General features: G+C 73.8%; 21 protein-coding genes. 12 read left to right on the top strand and 9 right to left on the bottom strand.

Going from position 1 to position 22131, the window contains the following annotated elements; translation table 11 throughout:
* Nucleotides 1–50: 50 nt before the first annotated feature.
* The 3 genes from ACF06X_RS31470 to ACF06X_RS31480 all read right to left on the bottom strand — a co-directional run bounded on the left by ACF06X_RS31470 (nucleotide 51) and on the right by ACF06X_RS31480 (nucleotide 1442).
* The gene (locus ACF06X_RS31470) at nucleotides 51–266 is read right to left on the bottom strand and encodes a hypothetical protein (RefSeq protein ID WP_392290707.1); all 216 of its coding nucleotides are present in this window, start codon (nucleotides 264–266) and stop codon (nucleotides 51–53) included.
* A 66-nt stretch (nucleotides 267–332) separates the two neighbouring features.
* Nucleotides 333–878 (bottom strand): EF-hand domain-containing protein, encoded by a 546-nt coding sequence (locus ACF06X_RS31475; RefSeq protein WP_392290708.1) that lies wholly within the window; start codon nucleotides 876–878, stop codon nucleotides 333–335.
* Nucleotides 879–980: 102 nt separating this feature from the next.
* Nucleotides 981–1442, bottom strand: coding sequence for an RrF2 family transcriptional regulator (locus ACF06X_RS31480; RefSeq protein ID WP_392290709.1), 462 nt, complete (start codon nucleotides 1440–1442; stop codon nucleotides 981–983).
* A gap of 188 nt (nucleotides 1443–1630) precedes the next feature.
* Here ACF06X_RS31480 and ACF06X_RS31485 point away from each other — a divergent pair, with 188 nt between their 5' ends.
* On the top strand, nucleotides 1631–4306 hold the full coding sequence (locus ACF06X_RS31485) for an FAD/NAD(P)-binding protein (RefSeq protein WP_392290710.1): 2676 nt from the start codon (nucleotides 1631–1633) through the stop codon (nucleotides 4304–4306).
* A gap of 52 nt (nucleotides 4307–4358) precedes the next feature.
* Here the strand turns inward: ACF06X_RS31485 and ACF06X_RS31490 are convergent, their stop codons facing one another.
* Nucleotides 4359–5636, bottom strand: a complete 1278-nt coding sequence (locus tag ACF06X_RS31490) for a Tm-1-like ATP-binding domain-containing protein (RefSeq protein ID WP_392290711.1) — start codon at nucleotides 5634–5636, stop codon at nucleotides 4359–4361.
* A 204-nt stretch (nucleotides 5637–5840) separates the two neighbouring features.
* Between ACF06X_RS31490 and ACF06X_RS31495 the strand changes: the two genes are divergently transcribed.
* From ACF06X_RS31495 to ACF06X_RS31505, 3 genes are all read left to right on the top strand, one after another.
* Nucleotides 5841–6419, top strand: coding sequence for a Type-2Aa cytolytic delta-endotoxin (locus tag ACF06X_RS31495; RefSeq protein WP_392290712.1), 579 nt, complete (start codon nucleotides 5841–5843; stop codon nucleotides 6417–6419).
* A 104-nt stretch (nucleotides 6420–6523) separates the two neighbouring features.
* A complete protein-coding gene (locus ACF06X_RS31500) occupies nucleotides 6524–7144 on the top strand; it encodes an L-threonylcarbamoyladenylate synthase (RefSeq protein WP_392290713.1) in 621 nt (206 codons plus the stop codon).
* Between the two features lie 189 nt (nucleotides 7145–7333).
* Nucleotides 7334–7777, top strand: a complete 444-nt coding sequence (locus tag ACF06X_RS31505) for a DUF4232 domain-containing protein (RefSeq protein ID WP_392290714.1) — start codon at nucleotides 7334–7336, stop codon at nucleotides 7775–7777.
* 46 nt (nucleotides 7778–7823) lie between these two features.
* Here ACF06X_RS31505 and ACF06X_RS31510 read toward each other — a convergent pair whose 3' ends face one another.
* Together ACF06X_RS31510 and ACF06X_RS31515 are read right to left on the bottom strand one after the other, a co-directional pair.
* Nucleotides 7824–9368 carry an FAD-dependent oxidoreductase gene (locus tag ACF06X_RS31510; RefSeq protein WP_392290715.1) on the bottom strand — a complete coding sequence of 515 codons (1545 nt, stop codon included), beginning with the start codon at nucleotides 9366–9368 and terminating at the stop codon, nucleotides 7824–7826.
* A 63-nt stretch (nucleotides 9369–9431) separates the two neighbouring features.
* The gene (locus ACF06X_RS31515; protein WP_392290716.1) at nucleotides 9432–10346 is read right to left on the bottom strand and encodes a diiron oxygenase; all 915 of its coding nucleotides are present in this window, start codon (nucleotides 10344–10346) and stop codon (nucleotides 9432–9434) included.
* A gap of 387 nt (nucleotides 10347–10733) precedes the next feature.
* On the opposite strand from ACF06X_RS31515, the gene ACF06X_RS31520 reads away from it, so the two are divergent.
* Entirely contained in the window at nucleotides 10734–13541 is a 2808-nt protein-coding gene (locus ACF06X_RS31520) for an alpha/beta hydrolase family protein (RefSeq protein WP_392290717.1), read from the top strand.
* A gap of 140 nt (nucleotides 13542–13681) precedes the next feature.
* Here ACF06X_RS31520 and ACF06X_RS31525 read toward each other — a convergent pair whose 3' ends face one another.
* The gene (locus tag ACF06X_RS31525) at nucleotides 13682–14341 is read right to left on the bottom strand and encodes a TOPRIM nucleotidyl transferase/hydrolase domain-containing protein (protein ID WP_392290798.1); all 660 of its coding nucleotides are present in this window, start codon (nucleotides 14339–14341) and stop codon (nucleotides 13682–13684) included.
* A 238-nt stretch (nucleotides 14342–14579) separates the two neighbouring features.
* Between ACF06X_RS31525 and ACF06X_RS31530 the strand changes: the two genes are divergently transcribed.
* Together ACF06X_RS31530 and ACF06X_RS31535 are read left to right on the top strand one after the other, a co-directional pair.
* On the top strand, nucleotides 14580–15563 hold the full coding sequence (locus ACF06X_RS31530) for an NmrA/HSCARG family protein (RefSeq protein ID WP_392290718.1): 984 nt from the start codon (nucleotides 14580–14582) through the stop codon (nucleotides 15561–15563).
* Nucleotides 15556–17037 (top strand): M20/M25/M40 family metallo-hydrolase, encoded by a 1482-nt coding sequence (locus ACF06X_RS31535; protein WP_392290719.1) that lies wholly within the window; start codon nucleotides 15556–15558, stop codon nucleotides 17035–17037. Before ACF06X_RS31530 ends, ACF06X_RS31535 begins: the two co-directional genes overlap by 8 nt.
* Here ACF06X_RS31535 and ACF06X_RS31540 read toward each other — a convergent pair.
* A complete protein-coding gene (locus ACF06X_RS31540; RefSeq protein WP_392290720.1) occupies nucleotides 16941–18353 on the bottom strand; it encodes a peptide ligase PGM1-related protein in 1413 nt (470 codons plus the stop codon). The genes ACF06X_RS31535 and ACF06X_RS31540 overlap by 97 nt on opposite strands.
* 123 nt (nucleotides 18354–18476) lie before the next feature.
* Here ACF06X_RS31540 and ACF06X_RS31545 point away from each other — a divergent pair, with 123 nt between their 5' ends.
* On the top strand, nucleotides 18477–18797 hold the full coding sequence (locus tag ACF06X_RS31545) for a hypothetical protein (protein ID WP_392290721.1): 321 nt from the start codon (nucleotides 18477–18479) through the stop codon (nucleotides 18795–18797).
* Between the two features lie 28 nt (nucleotides 18798–18825).
* On the opposite strand, the gene ACF06X_RS31550 is transcribed toward ACF06X_RS31545, so the two are convergent.
* Nucleotides 18826–19224, bottom strand: a complete 399-nt coding sequence (locus ACF06X_RS31550) for a DUF2267 domain-containing protein (RefSeq protein ID WP_392290722.1) — start codon at nucleotides 19222–19224, stop codon at nucleotides 18826–18828.
* A gap of 241 nt (nucleotides 19225–19465) precedes the next feature.
* Here ACF06X_RS31550 and ACF06X_RS31555 point away from each other — a divergent pair, with 241 nt between their 5' ends.
* The 4 genes from ACF06X_RS31555 (at nucleotide 19466) to ACF06X_RS31570 (ending at nucleotide 22097) form a co-directional block, all read left to right on the top strand.
* Nucleotides 19466–20080: a hypothetical protein gene (locus tag ACF06X_RS31555; RefSeq protein ID WP_392290799.1), complete on the top strand. Its 615-nt coding sequence runs from the start codon at nucleotides 19466–19468 to the stop codon at nucleotides 20078–20080.
* A gap of 40 nt (nucleotides 20081–20120) precedes the next feature.
* Nucleotides 20121–20882, top strand: coding sequence for a class I SAM-dependent methyltransferase (locus ACF06X_RS31560; protein ID WP_392290723.1), 762 nt, complete (start codon nucleotides 20121–20123; stop codon nucleotides 20880–20882).
* 104 nt (nucleotides 20883–20986) lie between these two features.
* Entirely contained in the window at nucleotides 20987–21544 is a 558-nt protein-coding gene (locus ACF06X_RS31565) for a hypothetical protein (RefSeq protein ID WP_392290724.1), read from the top strand.
* Between the two features lie 40 nt (nucleotides 21545–21584).
* A complete protein-coding gene (locus ACF06X_RS31570; RefSeq protein ID WP_392290725.1) occupies nucleotides 21585–22097 on the top strand; it encodes a hypothetical protein in 513 nt (170 codons plus the stop codon).
* The last annotated feature ends 34 nt before the right edge of the window (nucleotides 22098–22131 follow it).

The following is a 22131-nucleotide window of genomic DNA, read 5'->3' on the forward strand; positions in this document are numbered from 1 at the left end:
CCCGCGCGACGGGGCCGGCCTCCGTGCCTCCGTGCCTCCGCGCTCCTGCGCTACCGCGCCCGCCGGGGGCCGCGACGCTCCTTCGTCTCGGCCTCCGTACCGGGGTAGAGGTGATCGACCTCCGGCCGCAGATCCAGTATGTCGAGGAACTCCGCCAGCTCCGCCCGGTCCACGATCCGACTCGCGACGGTCCGCCGGGCGGCCTGGCGTCGACTGCCGGGGGCGGGCCCCGGTGGTGGCCCGTCGTTCTCCTCTGCGAGGTCCATGACGCCGATCCGACCACACGACGGCCCACCGCGCATCACCCACGCCGCCCGAGGGGCGGGGTGGGGTCAGTGGACGCCCAGGAAGATGCCGCCCGGCGTGTTGAGATCGTCGTTGTGAAGGTGGAAGGCGCGAAGGGACCTGGCGATCTCCCGCTGGGAGATGTACGCGTCACGGTCCAGGTCAAGACGCTCGAAGACCACCGGGGCCTCCTCGCCGGAGACGCCCCAGACGGAGAGGTAGGCGGCGAACTCGTCCCGGCTGACCCGCTTGTCCCCCTGGGTGTCCATGATGCGGAAGACCGCCTCCGCCAAGTTCTCCAGCAGCTCGGGCCGGTGCGCGTCGTAGCCCACCGCCCGCTGGGCCGCGACGAACTCGTCCTGGTCCAGCTGCTCCCGCCCCGGCTCCGACTGGGTGAGCAGTCCGAGCCACAGCGCCCAGTACGCCTTCTCCAAGGCCCGGATCCTGTCGTCGTCCCAGGCCAGTCCGTAACCGGCGGCGTACGCCTCCACGATCCGCCGGTGGTCGGACCAGGTGACGAATCCGTCCTGGTCTGAGTCGAGGACCTCGAAGAGGCGCCGGAGCCTGCGCGTGATCGGGTCGAACATCGGCATGCTGGGGTGTTCCTTCCCTAGGGGTCGTGGAGGAGCGAGGTCGGGGGCCGGGCCGGGCAGGGACCGGGGCAGCCCGAGGCCGTCCGGGGCCCGCACCGGGCGTTACGGATAGGTCCGCACGTCGTCGTTGTACTCGCGGGCCCGTTCCCGTACCAGCTCGGGCAGGGTCCCCGCCGCCAGATCCGCGAGGGTCGTGCCCTCCAGGACGTGGCGCAGGCTCGCCCGGACGGCGCGCCACACGTCCGGCATCGGGGCGGCGGCGCCCTGGTATTCGAGACCCGTCAGTTTCAGGTCACGCACGCTGACGAGCGGGCCGTCCATGGCCCGGATGACATCGGCGAGGGTGATCTCCGCCGCCGGCGCGGCCAGTGAGTAGCCGCCGTCCGGGCCGCGCACGCTCCGCACCAGCCGCGCCTGGCGCAACTCGCTGAGAACGACGAAGAGAAAGCGGACGGGGATGTCCTGGCGGCCGGCGATCTCCTCCGCCTTCAGCGGCCGTTCGGGCGAACAGGCCAGCTCCGCCATGGCCCGCAGGGCGTAGTCCGTTCTCGCTGAGATCCTCACCGCCTCAATGTCTCACGGTTGGCGCGAAAGCGATCCGACTCCCTCACCGCCGACGGGGCGGGCTTGTCATTCCACATTGTCCATCGACATAGTGAACTTCCCGAACTTCACCGTGCACCACCCGCCTTGGCTCGGAGGTTTCCGTGGTTCCCGTCGCGTCTGTGGTGTCCGCCCCTCAGCGATCGACCGTGGCAGTCGTCGGCGCGGGCGCGGCCGGCGCCCTCGTCGCCGTCCAGCTGTGCGAAGCCGCGGCCCGGCGACGTACCCCGCTCGACCTGGTCCTGATCGACCCCGCCGCGGAGGCGGGCCGGGGCACGGCCTACGCCACCGAGGTCCCCGAGCACCGCCTCAACGTGCCCGTCGGCGGGATGAGCTGCTACCCGGACGACCCGGGACACTTCCGCCGCTGGCTCTGCCGCCACGGCGAATCCACCGTCACCGCCGCCGACTTCGCCTCCCGCCACCGCTTCGGCTCCTACCTCGCCGACACCCTCGGACGCGCCATCATCACGGCCCACGGCACGGTCGCCGTGCGCCGGCTGCGGACGACGGCGAGGAGCTGCGCCGACACGGCCGACGGGCGCCTCGCGCTCACGCTCGCCGACGGCGGGACCGTGACCGCCGACAGCGTCGTCCTGGCCACCGGGCCCGCCGCCGGCACGGCCGGCTGGGCCCCGGCGGCACTGCGCGGCTCCGACCGGTTCATCGCGGACCCCTGGGCGCCCGGCGCCCTCGACGCGGTGGGCCCGGCGGACGACGTCCTGCTCGTCGGCACCGGCCTGACCGCCGTCGACCTCGCCCTCGTCCTCGACCGGCCCGGCCGCACCGTGCACGCGGTCTCCCGAAGCGGACTCCTGCCCCGGCCGCACGCCGTCGCCCCGCTGCCGCCCGTACCCCCTCCGCCCGGTCTCGGCGCCCTCCCGATCCACCGGCTCCGTACGGCACTACGCCGGCACATCGCCGCCGTCCTGCGGGACCACGGCGACTGGCGGCCCGCCCTCGACGGACTGCGCCCCGGCATCGCCGCGCTCTGGCAGGGCCTCACCGACGACGAGCGGGCCCAGTTCCTCGCCCGCGACGCCACCCGCTGGAACGTCCACCGCCACCGCATGGCACCGGCCACCGCGGAAGCCGTCACCCGCGCCCGCGCCGCCCACCGCCTGCGGATCCACGCCGGACGGATCGCCGCCGCCGAGCCGCTGGCGGACGGCCGGCTCGCCGTCCGACTCGCCGACGGCCGCGAACTGACCGTCGCCCGGGTGGTGGACTGCACCGGGCCCGGACTCCGGATGGACTCCGCCGGCGACCCGCTCTGGGGCGGCCTGCTCGCCGACGGCCTCGCGGTGCCGGGCCCCTTGGGCATCGGCGTCGCCACCGACGCGGGCCGGCTCCTCGACGCCCGAGGGCGCACCGCGCGGCCGCTGTTCACGCTCGGCGCGCCCCGGCGCGGCGAGCTGTGGGAGACGACCGCGATCCCGGAGATCCGCGTCCAGGCCCAGGAGATCGCCGAAGCCGTCCTCGCACCGCTCACCCCCGCCCGCGCGGCCCGCCGCCGCAGGCCCACCGACCAGTTCGGGCTGCCGCTCTCCACCCACGCCGCCGCGGCCACCGCCTTCCGCACCGGACTCGGCCGGGTCGTGACCGTACGCGCCAAGGCGGCCGAGGCCTTCGCCCGCTCCGTCGAACTCGACCCCGGCTTCGCCCTCGGCCATGCCGCGCTCGCCCTGCTCGGCCACGAGTGCGGCGCGGACGTCGACGTCAACCGCGCGCTCGCCGACGCCCGGCGCAGCGCCGCCGAGCGCGGCGACGAACGGGAACGCTCCTTCGTCGACGTCGTCACCCGCCGCGTCCGCGCCCACGACGGCGGCACCGCCTCGGCCGACGACGCCGACCGGGCGCTCATCGACCACCTCGACCGATTCCCCGGCGACGCCTTCGCGCTCGGCATCGCCGTCCCCACGATCGCCTTCGCCGGCGTCGGCGACCTCGACGGCTCCCTCGCGCTGCGGCTCGTGGAACACACCGCGCCCGCCTACGACGGCCACTGGTTCCACACCTCGCTCCTCGCCTTCGTCCGCCAGGAACAGGGCCGGATCGACGAGGCGGGCGCCCTCGCCCGGGTGGCGCTGGCCGCCGAGCCCGCCTCCGGCCACGCGGTGCACGCCCTCGCCCACGTGCACTACGAGTCCGGGGCCCACCGCGACGGCCGCGACTGGCTCGACGGCTGGATCGGCGGCCAGGGCAGGGGAGCCGTGCACCGGGCGCACTTCTCCTGGCACGTGGCGCTGCACGAGCTCGCCCTGGACGACTCCGCGGCCGTACGCCGCCGGTGGTTCGCGCAGCTGGCCCCTCGCCAGGTGAACGGCGTCCGGGCACTGGTCGACTCCGGGTCCCTGCTGTGGCGGGCCAGGATGTCCCGCAACTGGACGGGCCGGATGCCCGTCGAGGGGGTCCTCGACGCGGTCGCCCGCGATCTGGTCGAGCGGCCCGCGACCGCCTTCACCGCGCTCCACAGCGCCGTCGCCCTCACGGCGGCGGGCGACCTGCCCGCGCTGCGCCGGCTGCGCACCCACGCCGCCGGAGCCGATCCCGTACAGCGGGAGGTCGTCGTCCCGCTGTGCCGCGCCCTCGAAGCCGTCCTGGAGGAGCGGTGGACGGCCGCGGTGTCCGGACTGCGGGCGCTCGTGCCCTCCCTGCGCAAGGTGGGCGGCAGCGCCGCGCAGCGCGAGGTCGTCGAGGAGACCCTGCTGTACGCGCTGATGGAGGCGGGTCAGAGCGACGCCGCCCGCCACCTCCTGGAGGAGCGCCTCGACCGCCGCTCCTCCCCGCTCGACCGGCGACGCCTGGCCGACCTGCCCGGCTGACGGGCGGGGGAGCGCAGGGCGCGGGGGCTCCCGTCGGGGTCACCGCCGACGGTCAACGGACCTTCCCGTCGGCGATCAGCCGCTGGAGCAGATCGGCGGCGGCCCGGCCGAACGACGGGTCGCCGATGTGCGTGTCGATCTCGACCACGTCGACCGCGCTCCCCCTCAGCCCGTCCCGCAGGGCGCCGAACAGCGCCCCGTCCGCCGCCGGATCGTGGTACGGACCGCCCGGCGCCCCCAGCGTGGACAGGCCGCGCAACGGCAGGCACACCGCCGTCGGCCCCGTCGCCGCCCGCAGCTTCGCGGCGACGAGGGTGCCCAGTTCGGCGCACTCCCGCGCCGTCGTACGGACGACCGAGATGGACGGGTTGTGCACCCGTACGTCCCGGTCGCGGACGCGCGCGGGGACGGTGTCGAGCGGGCCGAACTTCACCAGGTCCAGGGCGCCGGGGCTCACCACCTGCGGCACCCCGCGGCGCCCGGCGGCCAGCAGCCGGTCGGGACCCGCCGTCAGAATGCCCCCGAAGAGCTCGTCCGCGATCTCGCAGAGCGTCAGATCGAGTACGCCCGCGAAGAGCTGCCGCTCGGCGAGCGATTCGAGGGTCCGCCCGCCGGACCCGCTGGCGTGGAACACCAGCACCTCGTAGCCGTGCTCGGTCATTCGCTCGCGCGCCGCGTCGACGCCGGTCGTCGTCACGCCCGCCATGCTCGCCGCGATCAGCGGCCCGCCGTCGCCGGCTCCGTCGCCGCCCGCTCCGTCCTCGCGCAGCTCGGCGGCGTGTACGGCCCGGGGCTCGGCGGCGAACCCCTTCGCCATGCCGGCGACCGCGTCGACGGCGTTCGCGAGGATGGGGGCGGAGAGGCGGTTGACGCCGGCGATGTCCACCACGCTGTACATCATCGTGATGTCGGCCGAGCCGACGTAGGGCGAGACGTCCCCGGCGGCCATCGAGGAGACCATCACCTTCGGCACCCCGAGCGGCAGTTCCCGCATCGCCCGGGTCGCGATCGACGTACCGCCGCTGCCGCCGAGGGCGAGCACCCCGTGCAGCCGTCCTTCCGCGTGCAGCCGCCGCACGACCTCGGCGGCGCCCCGCGCCATCGCCGTCACCGCCGCGCCCCGGTCGCCCTCCGCGCGCAGCCGCTCCAGATCCACCCCCGCCGCCCGCGCCACCTCCGCGCGCGGCACGTCGGCGGGTATGCGCGGGGTTCCCACGATCCCGGTGTCCACCACCACGACCTCGACGCCCCGCGACAGCAGCCGCTCGCGCAGCCAGCCGTACTCCAGCCCTTTGGTGTCCAGCGTGCCCACCAGCACAACGATCGTCATGCCCGTCAATGTGCGCGGAACGCGCCGGATCGACAAGACCATGGCTGTCCCTCGCCACGACCTCGGCCCACGGCCGGGAGCGGCCGTCCGTACGGCGGGACGACCTCGCCGCCCGCGCGCCCGCTCGGCATACTGACCCCGCTTGATCACCCCTACCAACACCTGATCGACATCTGATCGCCTTTGATCACCGCAGGAGGAGACATGGCCGCCAGTTTCAAAACCGTCATCGAGGTGGCACCGGACCATCTCGAACAGGCCCGTGCCATCGACCGCTTGTTCCAGGAGGCGATCGCCCCGGCGACCGTCAACTTCGACTTCGACAACATCCGCCAGGCGGCCGCGGCCATCCCCGACAGCACCGTCGTGAAGATGGTCCGCGGCTGGGGACTTCAGGAGGAGGCCCCGGTCGTCGTCATGGTGCTCTCCCTCAAGGAGGCCGTGCGCCAGGCCCTTCCGGCGGAGTTCGCCGACGCCTCCTTCTGGGACACGATCGAGCAGGAACTCGTCCACGCCTTCACCGGACTCGCGGCGCAGGAGGGCGAGCCGGGCCTCTCGTACTACGACGAGGGCCCGGAACACACCAGCTACTACCGGGACCTGTTCTTCGCCCTGCAGGACGAGGAGACCGGCGAGCACATGTACGCCATCGCCTTCTGCATCGACGTGACCGTCGGCCTGGAGAAGGAGAGGGCCGGCGCGCTGCGGACGGGGGACATCGCCCCCTACACGATCCGGCTCAACGCGATCGTGGTGCGCCAGGAACTGGGCCTCGCCGCCTGACGCCTGACGCCTGACTGTCGCGCGTACGCCGAAGCGCCCCGGCGCGCCCCGGCGCACCGGCCCGCCGTCCCGGGCCGGTCCCACCCTCGACCTAGACTGCCCGCATGGCGAAGTACTTCGACGTGCACCCCGAGAATCCTCAGCGGCGCACCATCAGCAGTGTGGCGGACAGCATCCGGTCCGGCGCGCTCGTCGCGTATCCGACGGATTCCTGTTACGCCCTGGGATGCCGACTGGGCAGCCGTGACGGCATCAGCCGGATCCGGTCCATCCGGAACCTCGACGACCGTCACCATTTCACCCTCGTGTGTGAGAACTTCGCGCAGCTCGGACAGTTCGTGCACATCGACAACGACGTGTTCCGCGCGATCAAGGCGGCGACGCCCGGCAGGTACACCTTCATCCTGCCCGCGACGAAAGAGGTGCCGCGCCAGCTGCTGCACCCGAAGAAGAAGACGGTCGGCGTCCGGATCCCCGACCACGCCGTCGCGCAGGCCCTGCTCGCCGAACTCGGCGAACCGCTGCTCTCCAGCACCCTGCTCCTGCCCGACGAGGAGGAGCCGATGACCCAGGGCTGGGAGATCAAGGAACGGCTCGACCACGTGGTCGACGTCGTGGTGGACTCGGGCGACTGCGGCACCGAGCCGACGACGGTCATCGACTTCTCCGGCGGCGAACTCGACATCGTCCGCAGGGGAGCGGGCGACACCACGCGGTTCGAGTGACCGGCATATCGGTGCGGCGCGCACGCGTGGCGGGCGCGGGGGTGGCCGTGGCGGCCACTCCTGACCGGCGGGTGCGGGCTCGCGGCGGAGATCGACCGTGAGGCCGACCCCGAGCGCACGGGAGCGGCCGCCTCGCCCGAGCCACCGCCACCCACCGCGGCGCCGGCCGAGACGGACGCCGAGCCGTCTGTGACGCCGACGGGCTGCCCGGCGAGCGGGGTGAAGGTGTCGACGGGCGCGGTGAACGCCGCCATGGGGCTCCGGGCGATGCCGGTGACGCTCACCAACTGCGGTGGCGGTGCGCGGCGGTTGAACGGCTATCCCGATGTACGGGTACGGGACGTCGAGAACGAGCGCATGGACGTCACCGTCCTCAAGGGGCCGGAACCGATCACCCAGCTCGACGACCCGGGGCCGCACCCCATGACCCTCGCGCCCGGAGAGTCCGCGCGCAGTGTGTTCGTCTGGCGCTACTCGGCCGTCGACGCGGCGACGCTGCGGGGCAGCGGCGTGTACGTGGAGATCGGCCCGGCCGCCGGGGCGGAGCGGCAGACCGTCGAACCGGAGGGCGGCCTGGACGTGGGGGAGACCGGACTGCTCGGCACGACGGCGTGGCAGAAGGTCGTCGACTGAGCCCGGCCAACCCCAGCCCACCTGGCCCGGCCCGCCCGCCGCGCGTTCAGCCCCTGCCGCGTCGGCGGCCGCGCCTGCGGGCGAGGCGGTGGAACGCCCTCGGCGGACGCGACGGCGCGGGCAGGGCCCCGGCGACCGCGTCCGCGAGGAGCGTGCCGACGGTCTCGGCGGCGCAGGTGCGGTTGGCCCCGATCCCGCCCGAGGGGCCCCGCTTGATCCACCCGACGACGTAGGTCCCCGGCATCCCGGACACCCGGCCGCCCTGGTGCGGCACCGTGCCGCTCGCCTCGTCGAAGGGCAGCCCCGCCACCGGAACACCCCGATAGCCGACGGCCCGCAGGAACATGCCGGCCGGTATCTCCCGTTCCCCCGCCTCCGCCGTCGCCTCCGTGACCCGTACGCCCCTGACGCCGTCCTCGCCGAGCACCTCCAGGGGTGCGGAGTGGAAGCGCAGGACGATGCGACGGCGCTCCGGCACCGGCGTACGCGACCAGTCCACCGTCTCGCGCGGAAGCCCTCGCAGGAGAGCGGCCTTCTCGTGCCCGCCCGCGCCCGCGACCGAGCCGTCGATCGTCGCACCGGTCCGCGGGTCGTGGTCGTCGACGACGAGGTCCACGCCCGGCAGGTGGGTGAGGGCGAGCAGCTCGGAGGCGGTGTACGCGGCGTGTTCGGGGCCGCGCCGCCCCAGCAGGACCACCTCGCGCACCCGGGCGTCGCGCAGGGCCGCGAGCGCGTGGCCGGCGATCTCGGTGCCGGCCAGCGACGCCGGGTCCGTGACGAGGATGCGGGCCACGTCGAGGGCGACGTTGCCGTTGCCGACGACGACGACCCGCTCGGCGGTCAGGGCGACCGCGTCCGCCGGGACCTCGGGGTGGGCGTTGTACCAGGAGACGAACGTGGTCGCCGGGATGCTGCCCGGCAGGTCCTCGCCCGGGATGCCGAGCCGGCGGTCGGCCGAGGCGCCCACGGCATACACCACCGCGTCGTGGTGCGCGGCCAGTTCCTCCGCGGTGATGTCCTCGCCGACCTCGACGCCCAGGTGCATCCGTACGCGGGGGTGGGTGTGGAACCGGGCGAAGGTGTCGCCCACCTTCCTGGTCGCGGGGTGGTCCGGCGCCACGCCGTACCGGATCAGGCCGCCCGCCACGGGCAGCCGGTCGACCAGCGTCACCTCGGCGTTGGTGTGCAGCAGCAGGTCCTCGGCGGCGTACATCCCGGCCGGCCCGGTGCCGACGACGGCGACCCGGATCGGTGCGAAGTCGGACGGCAGGCCGCGGTCGAAGACGGGCTCGCCCCAGGAGTGGAAGTTCGGCCCGTGGTCGGCCGGTTCGGGTTCCTTGTCCGCGAAGTAGGCGGCGTTGATGGCGGCGTACTCCCGCTGCGGCGCGGAGAGGCTGTCCACGGGAAAGATCGCGTCGACCGGGCAGGCGTCCGCGCACGCCCCGCAGTCGATGCACGTCGCGGGGTCGATGTGGAGCATCTCCGTGCTGCCGAACGCCCGTTCCTGCGGGGTCGGGTGGATGCAGTTGACGGGGCACACGGCGACGCACGTGGCGTCGCTGCAGCACGTCTGGGTGATGGCGTAGGTCATGTCGTCAGCCCGGCTCGGTCGGTCGGAGGAAAGGGGGAGGGGAGGGCGGTGGCGCTGTCGGCGTCAGATCAGGTGGGCGCGCTTGTAGAAGAAGAGCGCCGGCCCGGTGAGCAGCCGGGCGGAGGCGAGGAAGTCCATCAGCCCCGAGCAGCTGGAGCGCATCAGGGCCTTGTGGTGCTCGTTCGCCCGCGCCTCGGCGAGGGCGCGCGCCGGGTCGAGACCGGCGTTCGCGTACACGTTCCGGTTCACCATGCTGGTGACGATGTAGTAGGAGGCGATGGCGACGACGAACGCGTTGAGCTGCCGGCGCAGCGGGCCGGCGCGCCGGAGTCGCTTGCGCGTCTCGTCGCGCGCGAACTTCATGTGCCGTGATTCCTCCACGACATGGATGTTGTTGATGGTGCGGACGAAGGGGGCGACCCGCTCGTCCCGCATCCAGTCGCGCTGCATGACGTCGAGGACCTCCTCGGCGACCAGGATCGCGGCGTACGCGGCCTCGCCGAAGGCGAGCGTCTTGAAGGCGCGGCCCAGTTCGACCACCATGCGCCGCGGCCGGTAGGCCGGAGCGCCCAGCTTCGCGGCGCCGCGCGCGAACATGATGGAGTGCCGGCACTCGTCGGCGATCTCCGTCAGCGCCCACTGGAAGCGCGGGGAGGTGGGATCCTTGGCGTACATGTCGCGCAGCACCATCTGCTGCAGGATCATCTCGAACCAGATGCCGGTGCTGGCGACCGACGCGGCCTCCTGGCGGGTCAGCTCCTTGCGCTGCGCGTCGGTCAACTCCGCCCAGTACGCGGTGCCGTAGAGGGTGCTCCACTCCGGGCTCGCGCCGTGGAAGTCCTTGTCCAGCGGGGTGTCCCAGTCCACCTCGGTGGCCGGGTCGTACGACAGCTTCGCGGCCGAGTCGAGCAGCCGCCGGGCGACGTCCTGCTCGGCGCTCCGGTCCTGGGTCTCCGGGCGAACGGTGCTGCTTGCCATGGTGCGGCTCCTTGAATCGAGAGATCGACTCGACGCCGGCCGCCCTCGCCCCCTCGCGTGCCCGCGCGACGAGGTGAGGGCCGCCGCACGCCACCCTCGCTTGTTAGACGTGACGTCTAGCAAGCTGTTAGACGGAACGTATAACAAGGGTGGGGCGCGGGCCTACCCCCCTCGGCGGAAAACCTCGGCGCGACGGGTCACCTGTCGCGCCCCTTTCGTGATGGTTCTTCCCGCTCTGGGGTGCGCAACTCACCCCGGACACCGGGCGCGTACCACGTCGTCGCCCTCACCAGGCAACCCACGGACGCCCGTTGCCGTCCTCGGGGGGCGAGAGAGGCACCACGGAAACCGGAGGTGCCGAGAAGACCGATGGTGAGGAAGACCGCTTTGATACGTGTCACACGCGCGGTGACCGCGGCCGCGGCGTTACTCGCGCTGGCCGCGGCGTCCCCGGGAGCGGCGCACGCGCAGCCGGACCCCGGCCCCCTGTCGAGGACGAACCAGGCGAAGGAGGACGGAAACCTCCCGGAGGGCTGGCGGCTCACCGGCGAGGGCGCCGGAACGGAACTGATCTGGACCTCGCCCGGCCCCGTGCCCATGGGCGACGCGCGCGTCGAGTTCTACGCCGGCGACAGGCTGCTCGGCCGGCCCGAGGCCACGCCGGACGGGCGCGCGTACCGGCTGAAGACGGACGGTGCGCGCATCGGCCCCGCCGCGGAACTCCGGGTGATGGCGGGCGGCCGCCGCCTCGACGCGGGCGCGAACGCCCCCGGCGACGCCGGGCGTCTCTCCCCGTCCGCGCCCCGCGAGACACCCCCTTCCGCCCGCCTGGAGCCCCAACTCCCCGCGAACCCGGTCGATCCCGGCGTCAGCGGCGCCCACCGGACCGTCACCGGCGAGTACACCCTGCCGTCGGTACGGCTGCCCGGATTCGCCGCCCCGGTGGAGATGCGGGCCACCGTCGTGGGACCCGTCGGCGCCCCCGGCAAGCGTCCCCTGGCGCTCTTCCTGCACGGACGTCACGCCACGTGCTTCAGCGCCGCCGGCGAGGTCACCGGCGAGTGGCCCTGCACCGCCGGCACCAAGCCGATCCCCAGCCACCAGGGCTATCTGCGCGCCCAGAAACTCCTGGCCTCCCAGGGGTACGTGACCGTCTCCATCGCCGCCAACGGCATCAACGGGCAGGACCACGCGGCGGAGGACGGCGGCGCCCAGGCCCGCTCCTCCCTCGTGCGGCAGCACCTCGCCCGCTGGGCCGACTGGGCCGCGAAGCCGAAGGGCGCACCGGCCGCCGTCCGCGCGACCTCGCCCGCCGACCTGTCCCGCGTCCTGCTGGTCGGCCACTCCCGGGGCGGCGAGGGCGTCAACCGCGCCGCGCTCGACAGCCTCTCCCGGCCGCCCGCCGACCAGGACGGCTACCGGGGCCCGGTGCGCTGGACCATCCGCGGCAACGTCCTGATCGGACCCACCGTCTTCGGACAGAACCCGGTCCCCGACGTGCCCTCCGCGACCCTCCTGCCGGGCTGCGACGGCGACGTGTCCGACCTCCAGGGCCAGATCTACGTCGACGGCACCCGCGGTGTCAGCCGCGGCACCGCCCTGCACAGCGCGGTCTACATGATCGGCGCCAACCACAACTTCTTCAACAGCGAGTGGACCCCGGGACAGGCGAAGGCACCGGCCGACGACGACTTCTGGTCGGACGAGACGCCGGACCCGGTGTGCACGCCCGGCGCGAAGACCCGGCTGACCGCCACGCAGCAGCAGGCCGCCGGCGCCACCTACATCGCCGCGGCGGCGCGCCTGTTCGTCGCCGGTGACGACCGGGTCCGCCCGCTCCTCGACGGCACCGGCCGCCGCGCGCCCTCGGCGGACCCCGCCCGGGTGCTCACCCACGCCGTCGGCGCGCACCGCACACCGGCCCTCCTCCCGGACCCGTCGGTCACCGTCACCGGCGGCGGCCGGCTCTGCGCCCAGATCGACCCCGACCCGGCCCGCGCCTGCCTGCCGCCCGACGGCGTCGGCCAGTCGCCGCACTTCGCCTCCTGGGAGGCCTCCCCGGAACCGGGCCGCGACGCGATCGCCCTGAACTGGTCCCGCGCCGGGGGAGCGGTCACGGTACGCCCTGCCCGCCCGGTCTCCCTCGCGGGCAGTGAGGCCCTCGCCCTGCGCGTGATCGTCCCGCCCAACTCCACGGGGACCGAGCTGGACGTCGCCGTCGTCGACGCCTCGGGCCGCCGCGCAGGCCTGGGCCGGGCCCGCGTCGACGGGCTGCCCGGAACCGAGCGGACCGCCTCCTACTGGGGCCGCGAGATCCGCGTCCCGCTGTCGGCGGCCGCCCGCGCCGGCCTGGACCTGAAGCGGGTCAAGGCCCTCGAACTGACCCCGCGCACCGGCTCCGGGCGGGCGTGGCTGATGGACGCCTGGGGCTGGCGCCCGGGGACACCGGCGGTCCGCGCCGCGGCCCTGCCGCGCGTCGACATCGGCCGACTGACGGTCGACGAGGGCGACTCCGGGACCCGTACCTACCGTGTGCCCGTGCGTGTCTCGGGCCAGGGCAGCGGCCAGGTCCGGGTGTTCGTCACCCAGCCGGACACCGGAGAGGTCACCTCCCGCACGGTGACGGTACGTCAGGGCAGCGGCGGCATCGACGTACCGTTCACGGTGCGCGGCAACACGCGATACGGCAACGACGTCTCGCGGGAGGTCTTCGTGAAGGCGGTCCGCGGCGCGGTGGTCGGCTCCCACCGGGGCGGTGTGACCGCGCGGAACGACGATGCGATGCCCGCGGTCACGGTGACACCGGTCGCGGCCGACGTCACCGAGGGCAAGCCCCTCACCTGGCGGCTGACCCTGTCCGAGGCCGCCGACGCCGACATCTCGGCCGGGGTCGAGTTCCTGCCCGTCGCCGCCGGCCGCTCGGAACTGTCCACGGCCGACGTCGACCGCGCCTGGCTGGAGGGGAACTTCGGCGAGGCACCGGAACCCGCCGTGCCGCTGTCGGCGATGGACATGGGCGCCCTGTCGGTCTACGTCCCCGCGGGCGAGACGGCCGTCGAGGTCTCCGTGCCGACGGTCGCCGACGCGGCGCGCGAGCCGGCGGAGTCACTGCGGGCCCGGCTGATCACCTACGACGAGTCGTGGGAGACGGTCCCGGGACCGGAGTTCACCGGCACGGTACGGGACGCTTCGTAACGTCACCCGCCACGGACGCCGGCCCCGCCCCCCGGAACAGGAAGGGGGGGCGGGGCCGGCGTTCGCGCACCGGCCGCCACGGCGGCACGGCGGCACGGCGGCACGGCGCGCGACGGCGGAGCGCCGCCACGCCGCCGGTCTCAGACGTGCGCGAGCAGGCGTTCCAAGGGCCGGGGGATCCGGTCCGGGGCGAGGCTCTCGACGAGCGCGCGGGCGTACTGCGCCTTGCGGCCGCTGTGCGTGCCCAGGAACCGTCGGAGCTGACGCTCCACGGCCCGCCCCCGCTGCGCCGGCTGATTCTGGAAGGTGAGGAAGGAGCGGAGCTCGCCCTGCGCCTCGACCACACTCCGCACGGCGTCGGCGCCCAGCGAGCGGATCAGCTCGTCCTCGAGATCCGCGACGCACACCTGGAAACCGAGCGCCTCCAGGTCCTCCCGCGTCGCCGGGCTTCCGAGCCCGACCCGCTCCAGGGCCCGCCGGAAGTGACGCTCCTCCCCGACGTCGCACAACCCCGCCAGCGGGAGGCCGAGCCCCTGGGGCCCGCACAGGTCGAGAAAGCGCCCGATGCTCGTCGCGCCCCCGAGCGGCACGACCGGGACGCCCTCCGCGTCGAGGTTCCGGCCGTACCGTGTGGCCAGCGCGTCGAGCGCGGCCCGGTCGCTGCCGCCCTCGACGAGCACGACCGTCCGCACACCGCCGCCCGCGGCCACCTCCCGCGCCGCCGTGGCCGCCGCACCGGCCTCCGCCCCGCCGGCCGCCCACGCGACCAGCGCCTGGCGGAACCGCACCGCCTCGTCCACGGACTCTCTGTTCACCACGTCCGGCTCCCCTTCTCCCGCCTCGTGGGCGGGCGCAAGCGGACGGTACCGCGCCCGGGACCGCCGTACGAAGGGATATTCGCCACCGCCCGCCGCCGCGCCGCCGCCGCCCGCCGCCGCGCCTCCGCCCCCGCCGGAGCCGGGAGCGTGGATGTGCGACCCGGATCCGGGTAGGCGCCGCGCTGAGGCAAGGGTGCGGAGTCGGGAGGAGGCTCGGACCATGACCGGGAAGCGGACCGGGAAACGGACGGTGACCGTGTTCGGAGCGACGGGACGCCAGGGCGGCGGCTTCGCCAGAGCGGTCCTCGCGGACGGCGAATTCGCGGTGCGGGCCGTCACCCGACGGCCGGACTCCGCGGCGGCCAAGGACCTCGAGCGGCTCGGGGCCGAGGTGGTCCAGGCCGACATGGACGAGGAGGAGAGCCTCGGCCCCGCCTTCGAGGGGGCGTACGGGGCGTTCCTGGTGACCAACTACTGGGAGCACACCTCCGCGGAACGGGAGAAGGCGCAGGCCGGGGCCATGGCCCGGGGCGCCGGGCTCGCCGGAGTGCAGCACGCCATCTGGTCCACGCTGGAGGACACCCGCGAGTGCGTCCCCCTGGAGGACGACCGGATGCCCACCCTGCAGGGCTACTACAAGGTGCCGCACTTCGACGCGAAGGCGGAGGCCGACCGGTATTTCGAGGACGACGGCGTACCGACGACGTACCTGCGGACGACCTTCTTCTGGGAGAACCTGCTCACCAAGTACGCGCCGCGCCGTGACGACGACGGCGTCCTCGTGCTCAATCTGCCGATGGGCGACCGCAAGCTCTCCGGCATCGCCGTCGACGACATCGGCAGGACGGCGCTGGCCGTCCTGAAGCGCGGCACCGACCTCCTCGGCGCCAAGGTCGGCATCGCCGGGGAGCACCTGAAGGTCGCGGACATGGCCGCCACCATGAGCCGGCACCTCGGCGAACCGGTCGAGTACCGGCCGCTGACGCCGGAGGCCTTCCGGGCCCTGGACGTGCCCGGAGCGGAGGAGTCCGGCAACATGTTCCAGTTCTACGCCGACTGCGAGCACCGCTTCACCGCCGCCCGCGACCTCGACGCCGTACGCGCGCTCAACCCCGCCCTCCAGGACTTCAACACCTGGATGATCGCCCACCGTGCCGAGTTCGCCCCCCGAACGCGGGGCGAACGGGAGGACGGCGGTGAGTGACCCGGCCGACCGGGAGCTGCGCGCCGCCGTCGCCGACCAGACGGACTCCGTCCTGCGGGCGCTCGCGGAGTGGGTGTCGATCCCCTCCGTCTCGGCGGAGGAGGCCCACGCCGTCGACGTGACGCGCTCCGCCCGGTGGCTGTGCGGCGCCCTGCGGGAGGAGGGTTTCCCGATCGTCGAGGAGTGGGGGACCGACGGCCTGCCGGCGGTGTACGCGTGCCTGCCCGCCGAGGACCCGGCAGCCCCGACCCTCCTCGTCTACAGCCACCACGACGTCCACGCCGTCACGGAGGAGGAGTGGCGTGAGACGGCCCCCTTCACACCGGCCCTCCGCGAGGGCCGGTTGTACGGCCGGGGCGCCTCCGACGCCAAGGGACAGGTCCTCTGCCACCTGTGGGCGCTCCGCGCCCACCTGGCCGCCCGGCGCCCCACCGGCCACGGTGACGCGGCGCCCGCGGTGACCCTCAAGCTGCTCGTCGAGGGCGAGGAGGAGATCGGTTCCGTCCACCTGGCGGACCTGCTCGCCGAACACCCGAGAGAACTCGCGGCCGACGTGGTGATGGTCTCCGACACCATGCTCTGGTCCCTGGAGGACGCCGCCGTGTGCACGGCCGTCCGCGGCTCCGTCAACGCCCGCCTGGAGATCCGCGGGGCCGAGCGGAACCTGCACAGCGGCGCGGCTTCCGGCGGCGCGCCCAACGCGCTCGACGAACTCTGCCGGATCCTCGGCCGGCTCCACGACGAGCGGGGACGGGTCTCGCTGCCGGGGTTCTACGACCCGGTCCGCGAGCTGTCGCCCGCCGAACGCGCCGAGCTCGACGCACTGCCGCCGTTCGACCCCACCGCCTGGACCGCCGGCACGGGAACCTTCGGCATCCCCGCAGGGGACGGACGCGACGTCCGCGAGCGCGTCTGGTTCCGGCCCTCCGCCGAGATCAGCAGCATGACGGGCGGCGACCCGCACGGACCGGTGAGCGGCCTCATCCCGGCCACCGCGTCGGCGGACCTCCTGCTGCGCCTCGTCCCGGACCAGCGGGCGGACGACGTCGCCGCCCAACTCCGCGCCTGGCTGGGCCGGCACGCCCGGCCGTACTTCCGTTACGACCTGCGGGTGTCGTCGACCATCTCGGATCCGTACACCACACCCTCCGGCCACCCGGCCCTGACGGCGCTGCGGCGCTCCATGAGCCGGGCTTTCGACGCCCCCGCCCGACGGATGGGAAACGGCGGCGCCGCCCCCGCCGCCCAGCTCGCCCGCAGCCTGGACGCACCCGTGCTCTTCTTCGGCACCGGCCTCCTCGACGACCGCTGGCACGGCCCGGACGAGAAGGTGGAGGTCGAAGCGCTGCGGCGGGGCGCGCACACCCTCGCCGCCTTCTACCAGGAGCTGTCCGAGCGGCCGGACGGCGACCCGGACGGCGACCCGGACGGTGACCTGGTCGGTGACCCGGACGCCGGCCCGGACGCCGGCTGAGACAGGCCCGGACGTGAGCGAACAGCGAAGTCAAGAGCCGAGGCCAGCCGGACCTCCTGCCCCGCCACCCCGTCGCCGTCCGCGCCGATCACCGCGTACCGCCAGGAATGCCCGTCCGGCGGCGCGTCCGCGTACAGGACCACGCCCTCGCCGCGCGCGGGATCGAAGGCGAGGCCGTGCGCCGCGAGACGGCGGACGGCCTCCTCGAAGCCGAAGCGGGACCCCGCGCGCCCCTTCCCGACCGACCACGCCCGAGGGGGCAGGCCGGAGAGGGTGCCGAGCCGCTCGACCATCGCCTGGACCGTGGTGGTGGCGGTGCGGCGGACGTTGCTCTCGCCGGCCAGCAACGTGCCGTCCGTGGTGACCAGCGCGTCCAGGCCGAGCGGGCCGGCGTAGCCGTGCCGCGACAGATGGCCGCCCAAGGCCCTTCCCCACCGCTCCAGCTCCTCGCACACACGCCGGAAGGCGGGCGGAAGCGGAGAGACGTAACCGGTGTACGCGCCCCGTGCCGTGCGCATCACCCCGCTGTACAGGGGCCGCGTTCCCGTCGGCGAGACCTCCAGCTGGACGCTGACCGACTCGGCCACGTCCACGCACTCCTCGACCACCCAGACCCCGTCCGGGCCGCCGACCGGATCCAGGGCGTGCTCGGTCCAGGTGGGATCGCCCCGGGAGACGAAGCGCAGCCCGTGGCCGCCCGCGGAGCGGTCGGGCTTCACGACCACCCTTTCGTACGTCTCCAGGAGCTCGCGCACCGTCTCGGGGACCTCACCGCGTCGGCACACCCGCCCGTCCGGCAGCCGTACGCCCAGCTCGGCGGCGACCTCGCGGAAGCCGGCCTTGGTGTTGAGCCGCCGGGTGACCTCCAGGGCGGCCGCGGCGGCGTCGACCGTGGGGAAGGGCCGCACCGTGATGCCGAGGTCGCGGGCCAGCGTGACGGCGGAAGCGTCCAGCGCCGTGGGCAGCAGGGCCCCGCCGGAACCGTCCGTGAGAGCCCGCAGCCGCTCGGTCAGACCCGCCGCGCGCAGCGCCTCCCCCATGGGCACGGCGCCACCGGAGGGCGGCGCCTCGGTCCCGGCCGAGGGCACCTGGACGACCGTCACCTCGTCGGTCGGCACCCGCGTCAGACCGCCGACGTACCGCAGGAACGCCTCACTGAGCGGTACGGGGGTCACGAGCACGTCTCCCGGCCGTAGCAGCCAGGCCTTGCGCGGCGCCTGCTCCGCCCACCCCGCCAGCGCCCCGCTCTCCGTCAGGTCGACCGCCAGGTCGGAGAGGAAGTTGGCGAAGACGACCACGGGCCCGGTTCCGTCCACCGATCACGCACCTCTCGATTCCGTCCGGGGCGACCCCGTCCTGGGGTGACCGCCTTGCGCCATCCGGCTGCCCGTCCCGACGACCGGCGAAACAGCGGCCCGGCGTGCTCCTACGCTCGGCGTGTGACGGAGAACGAGATCAAGCTCAAGGCCATCGCCGCGCTCACGGGGCTGCGCGGAGGTGTGGAGGAGAGCCTCGTCGCCACCCTGTTGGGTGAGGTGATCCCGGGGCAGTTCATGGTGCCCGTCGGCGCCGGCCCGGAGGAGGTCGGCATGGCGGTGCTCGGCCAGCTCTCGACGCCGCTCAACGCGCTGGTCAACGGTTTCATCGCCGCCTTCGAGGCGGTCGCCGACGCCTACGACGAGACCGGATCGGGGCCGCGCACCGAACTGATCCTCCAGGAGCTGGCCCTCCTCCTGGCCCGGGACGACGCCGAGGAATGACCGGTGACGGCGCGGGGGAGGGACCGGATCAGTCCTGCCGCATGGGGCGACCGAAGAGCAGGTCGTACCCGGGCGGCAGCTGGAGGAGGACCCGACGCAGCAGGTCGTCGCCCGCGCAGTCCGCGACCACGCTCAGGACGGCGCTGACGTCCCACTTCGCGGTCTCCTCCGTCGCCCCCTCGATCCACGCGGCGGTCGCCCGCACGAACCGTGTCGTGTCCAGCGGTTCGGCGGCCTGCAGCGGATTGAGCAGGATCAGGGCGAAGGTCTCGGGCAGTCGGGCGGCCAGTTCGGCGCGGTCCGCACCGACCAGGTGGGCGCCCAGCAGAGCGAGGACGGTGCGGGCGGCGCGCTCCGCCTCCTGCGGCGAGTCGTAGTCGCCGCGCTCCTGAACGGCCTTGAGGAATGCGTCCCATTGCATGCGCATCGCGGTGTCCCTTGCTGGCGGGTGCGTTTCGCTTCCGGACCGACGCTCGGGTGACGCCAGGCGCTGCGCGTCACCTACTCACCCTTGTAGCATGTCGTCCAAACGATGACAAGATGAGATGTCATTGACCCGGTGACGTAAGGAGGCGGAGGTGTCCCCCGTCGAGAAGCCCGTCGAAAAGCCCGTCGAAAAGGTCGAGAAGAACGGACAGGCGAGCGGTCCGGCGTCCTTCGTCGCCGCCATGGCGGCACTGCGCACCATCGAGGAAGCGGTACGCGACGCCCACGCGGACGCCGACGGCGAGGGGCGGGAGCCAGACGGCGCCTACCCCGAGCAGGCCCTCGCCGCACTCCTGCTCCTGCGCCATGTGCGTGACCAGCTCGCCGGCTGGGAGTCCGGGCTGATCGAGACAGCCCGCGCAGCCGGCGCCAGCTGGGCGGACCTGGCCGAACCGCTCGGCGTCGCGAGCCGCCAGGCGGCCGAGCGCCGCTACCTCCGGCTGCGCCCCGGTGCCGAGGGCAGCACGGGCGAAGAACGCGTCCAGGCCACGCGCGACCGCCGCGCCGCGCACCGCTCCGTCGCGGCCTGGGCCCGCCACAACGCCGCCGACCTGCGTCGGCTCGCCGGCCAGATCGCCTCCCTGCCCGACCTCCCGGCCGAGGCCCGCACTCCGATCGACGACCTCAACCGCGCCCTCGCGGACAACGACGCCGCCAACCTCGTCCGTCCCCTCGCCGCCACCACCCCCCACCTGCGCGGCGGACACCCGGAACTCGCCGCCCGCATCGAGGACCTCACCCGGCAGACGGAACGACTGCGTGAGGAGAGCACCGCACAGCGCCGCAACCCCACCTGACACGGTGCCGGGCCCGGCGGCCGATGAGAGGATCTTGTCCATGACACGATCGTTCGAGGAGCTGGTCGCCGAGGCGGAGACGGTGTCCGTGGAGGGCTGGGACTTCTCCTGGCTGCAGGGCCGGGCCACCGAGCAGCGACCCTCGTGGGGCTACCAGCGCATGCTGGGCGAGCGCCTCGCCGGGGCCTCGGCCGCGCTCGACATCCAGACCGGCGGGGGAGAGGTGCTGGCCGGCGTCCCGAAGCTGCCCCGGCTCATGGTGGCCACGGAGTCGTGGCCGCCGAACGTCGCCAAGGCGACCCGGCTGCTCCACCCGCTGGGCGCGGCGGTCGTCGCGGACGCCGACGAGCCGCCGCTGCCGTTCGCCGACGCCGCGTTCGACCTCGTTGTCAGCCGCCACCCGGTGACCGTGTGGTGGGAGGAGATCGCCCGGGTGCTGCGGCCCGGAGGCACGTACTTCTCCCAGCAGGTCGGCCCGGCCAGCGTGTTCGAACTCGTCGAGTACTTCCTCGGCGCCCAGCCCGAGAACGTCCGCCGCGCCCGCCACCCCGACGACGCCCGCGCCGACGCGGAGGCCGCCGGGCTCCATGTCGTCGATCTGCGGTCGGAGTCGCTGCGCACCGAGTTCCACGACATCGGGGCCGTCGTCTACTTCCTGCGGAAGGTGATCTGGATGGTGCCCGGCTTCACCGTCGAGGGGTACCGGCGGCAGCTCCGCGAGCTGCACGACCGGATCGAGACCGAGGGCCCCTTCGTCGCCCACACCACCCGGTTCCTCATCGAGGCCCGCAAGCCCGGCTGAGGCCCGCCCGTACACGCGCGGACGGCGCGCCCGTTTCGGACGGCACCGAACGGGCAGCAGCGCCGCTGACAGACACGCGAAACCGACCGAGGGGGCCAGCCCCGATGTCAACAGGGACGCTCTTGGCCATCATCATCCCGGTCGTGGTGGTGCTCGCACTGATCGCCGTAGCCATGACGGTCGTACGGCGCCGCCGCCGCCTCCGGGAGCGCTTCGGGCCGGAGTACGAACGGACCGTCGAGGACGCGGGAAGCCGGCGGGCCGCCGAGCGCGACCTCGCCGAACGCGAGAAGCGCCACGACTCGCTCGAGCTCCGCCCCTTGGAGGCCAGCGAGAGAGACAGGTACGCGCGCGAGTGGAACGGCGTGCAGGAAGAGTTCGTCGACCGTCCCGAGGACGCGGTGCACGACGCCGACCGGCTCGTGACCGCGCTCATGCGGGCCCGCGGCTATCCCACCGAGGACTTCGACCAGCAGGTGCGGGACCTCTCCGTCGAGCACGGCCAGACCCTCGAGCACTACCGGGCCGCTCATGAGATCAACGCACTGAGCTCACGCCGCCAGGCGACCACCGAGCAGCTGCGCGGGGCCATGGTGCACTACCGGGCCCTCTTCGACGAACTGCTCTCCGACGGCCAACGGTCCGGCCCGGCCGAGACCTGACCGTCCACGGGAGCGCACGGCAGACGTACGAGGAGACGTCATGCAGCACAACGACATGCCCGACCGGGCCGATGACAGCGGCCTGACGACCGAGGACATCGCCGGCTTCGGAGACCCGGAGGCGGGCGGCGGACAGGGCTCGGAAGCGCCCGTGTACCCGGGCCAGGCGACCGGTACGGCAGCGGGAACGGAGGCGGACACAGAGGCAGACACCACAGAGACGGAGCCGGAGGGGACGGGCACGGAGGCCGTGGCCGCCGCGGGCGGCCAGGACACCGAGGACCTCCCCGAACTGCTGTCGAAGGACGACGTGGAAGCCTTCCGCTCACGCTGGCAGCAGATCCAGAACGAGTTCGTGGACGACCCGCGCGAGGCGGTCCACTCGGCGGACGGACTGGTCGCCGACGTCATGCGGACCCTGGCCGAGACCTTCGCCGACCACAAGAAAGGCCTGGAGGGTCAGTGGAACCAGGGTGAACAGGCCGACACGGAGAGCCTGCGCAACGCCTTGCGTCAGTACCGGTCCTTCTTCAACCGGCTGCTGACGAAGTGAGGCCCAGCCGAAGGGGCTGGAAGGGCCGCTCCGG

Source organism: Streptomyces sp. NPDC015346, from assembly GCF_043078785.1.
Taxonomy (GTDB): Bacteria; Actinomycetota; Actinomycetes; order Streptomycetales; family Streptomycetaceae; genus Streptomyces.

What these genes read in the sequence shown, in the direction of transcription:
- ACF06X_RS31555 (WP_392290799.1), top strand. Translation starts at nt 19,466, where the DNA reads ATGGCGGCACTGCGCACCATCGAGGAAGCGGTACGCGACGCCCACGCG.
- ACF06X_RS31550 (WP_392290722.1), bottom strand. Translation starts at nt 19,224, where the DNA reads ATGCGCATGCAATGGGACGCATTCCTCAAGGCCGTTCAGGAGCGCGGC.
- ACF06X_RS31490 (WP_392290711.1), bottom strand. Translation starts at nt 5,636, where the DNA reads ATGACGATCGTTGTGCTGGTGGGCACGCTGGACACCAAAGGGCTGGAG.
- ACF06X_RS31565 (WP_392290724.1), top strand. Translation starts at nt 20,987, where the DNA reads ATGTCAACAGGGACGCTCTTGGCCATCATCATCCCGGTCGTGGTGGTG.
- ACF06X_RS31475 (WP_392290708.1), bottom strand. Translation starts at nt 878, where the DNA reads ATGCCGATGTTCGACCCGATCACGCGCAGGCTCCGGCGCCTCTTCGAG.
- ACF06X_RS31530 (WP_392290718.1), top strand. Translation starts at nt 14,580, where the DNA reads ATGACCGGGAAGCGGACCGGGAAACGGACGGTGACCGTGTTCGGAGCG.
- ACF06X_RS31500 (WP_392290713.1), top strand. Translation starts at nt 6,524, where the DNA reads ATGGCGAAGTACTTCGACGTGCACCCCGAGAATCCTCAGCGGCGCACC.
- ACF06X_RS31470 (WP_392290707.1), bottom strand. Translation starts at nt 266, where the DNA reads ATGGACCTCGCAGAGGAGAACGACGGGCCACCACCGGGGCCCGCCCCC.
- ACF06X_RS31560 (WP_392290723.1), top strand. Translation starts at nt 20,121, where the DNA reads ATGACACGATCGTTCGAGGAGCTGGTCGCCGAGGCGGAGACGGTGTCC.
- ACF06X_RS31515 (WP_392290716.1), bottom strand. Translation starts at nt 10,346, where the DNA reads ATGGCAAGCAGCACCGTTCGCCCGGAGACCCAGGACCGGAGCGCCGAG.
- ACF06X_RS31510 (WP_392290715.1), bottom strand. Translation starts at nt 9,368, where the DNA reads ATGACCTACGCCATCACCCAGACGTGCTGCAGCGACGCCACGTGCGTC.
- ACF06X_RS31495 (WP_392290712.1), top strand. Translation starts at nt 5,841, where the DNA reads ATGGCCGCCAGTTTCAAAACCGTCATCGAGGTGGCACCGGACCATCTC.
- ACF06X_RS31570 (WP_392290725.1), top strand. Translation starts at nt 21,585, where the DNA reads ATGCAGCACAACGACATGCCCGACCGGGCCGATGACAGCGGCCTGACG.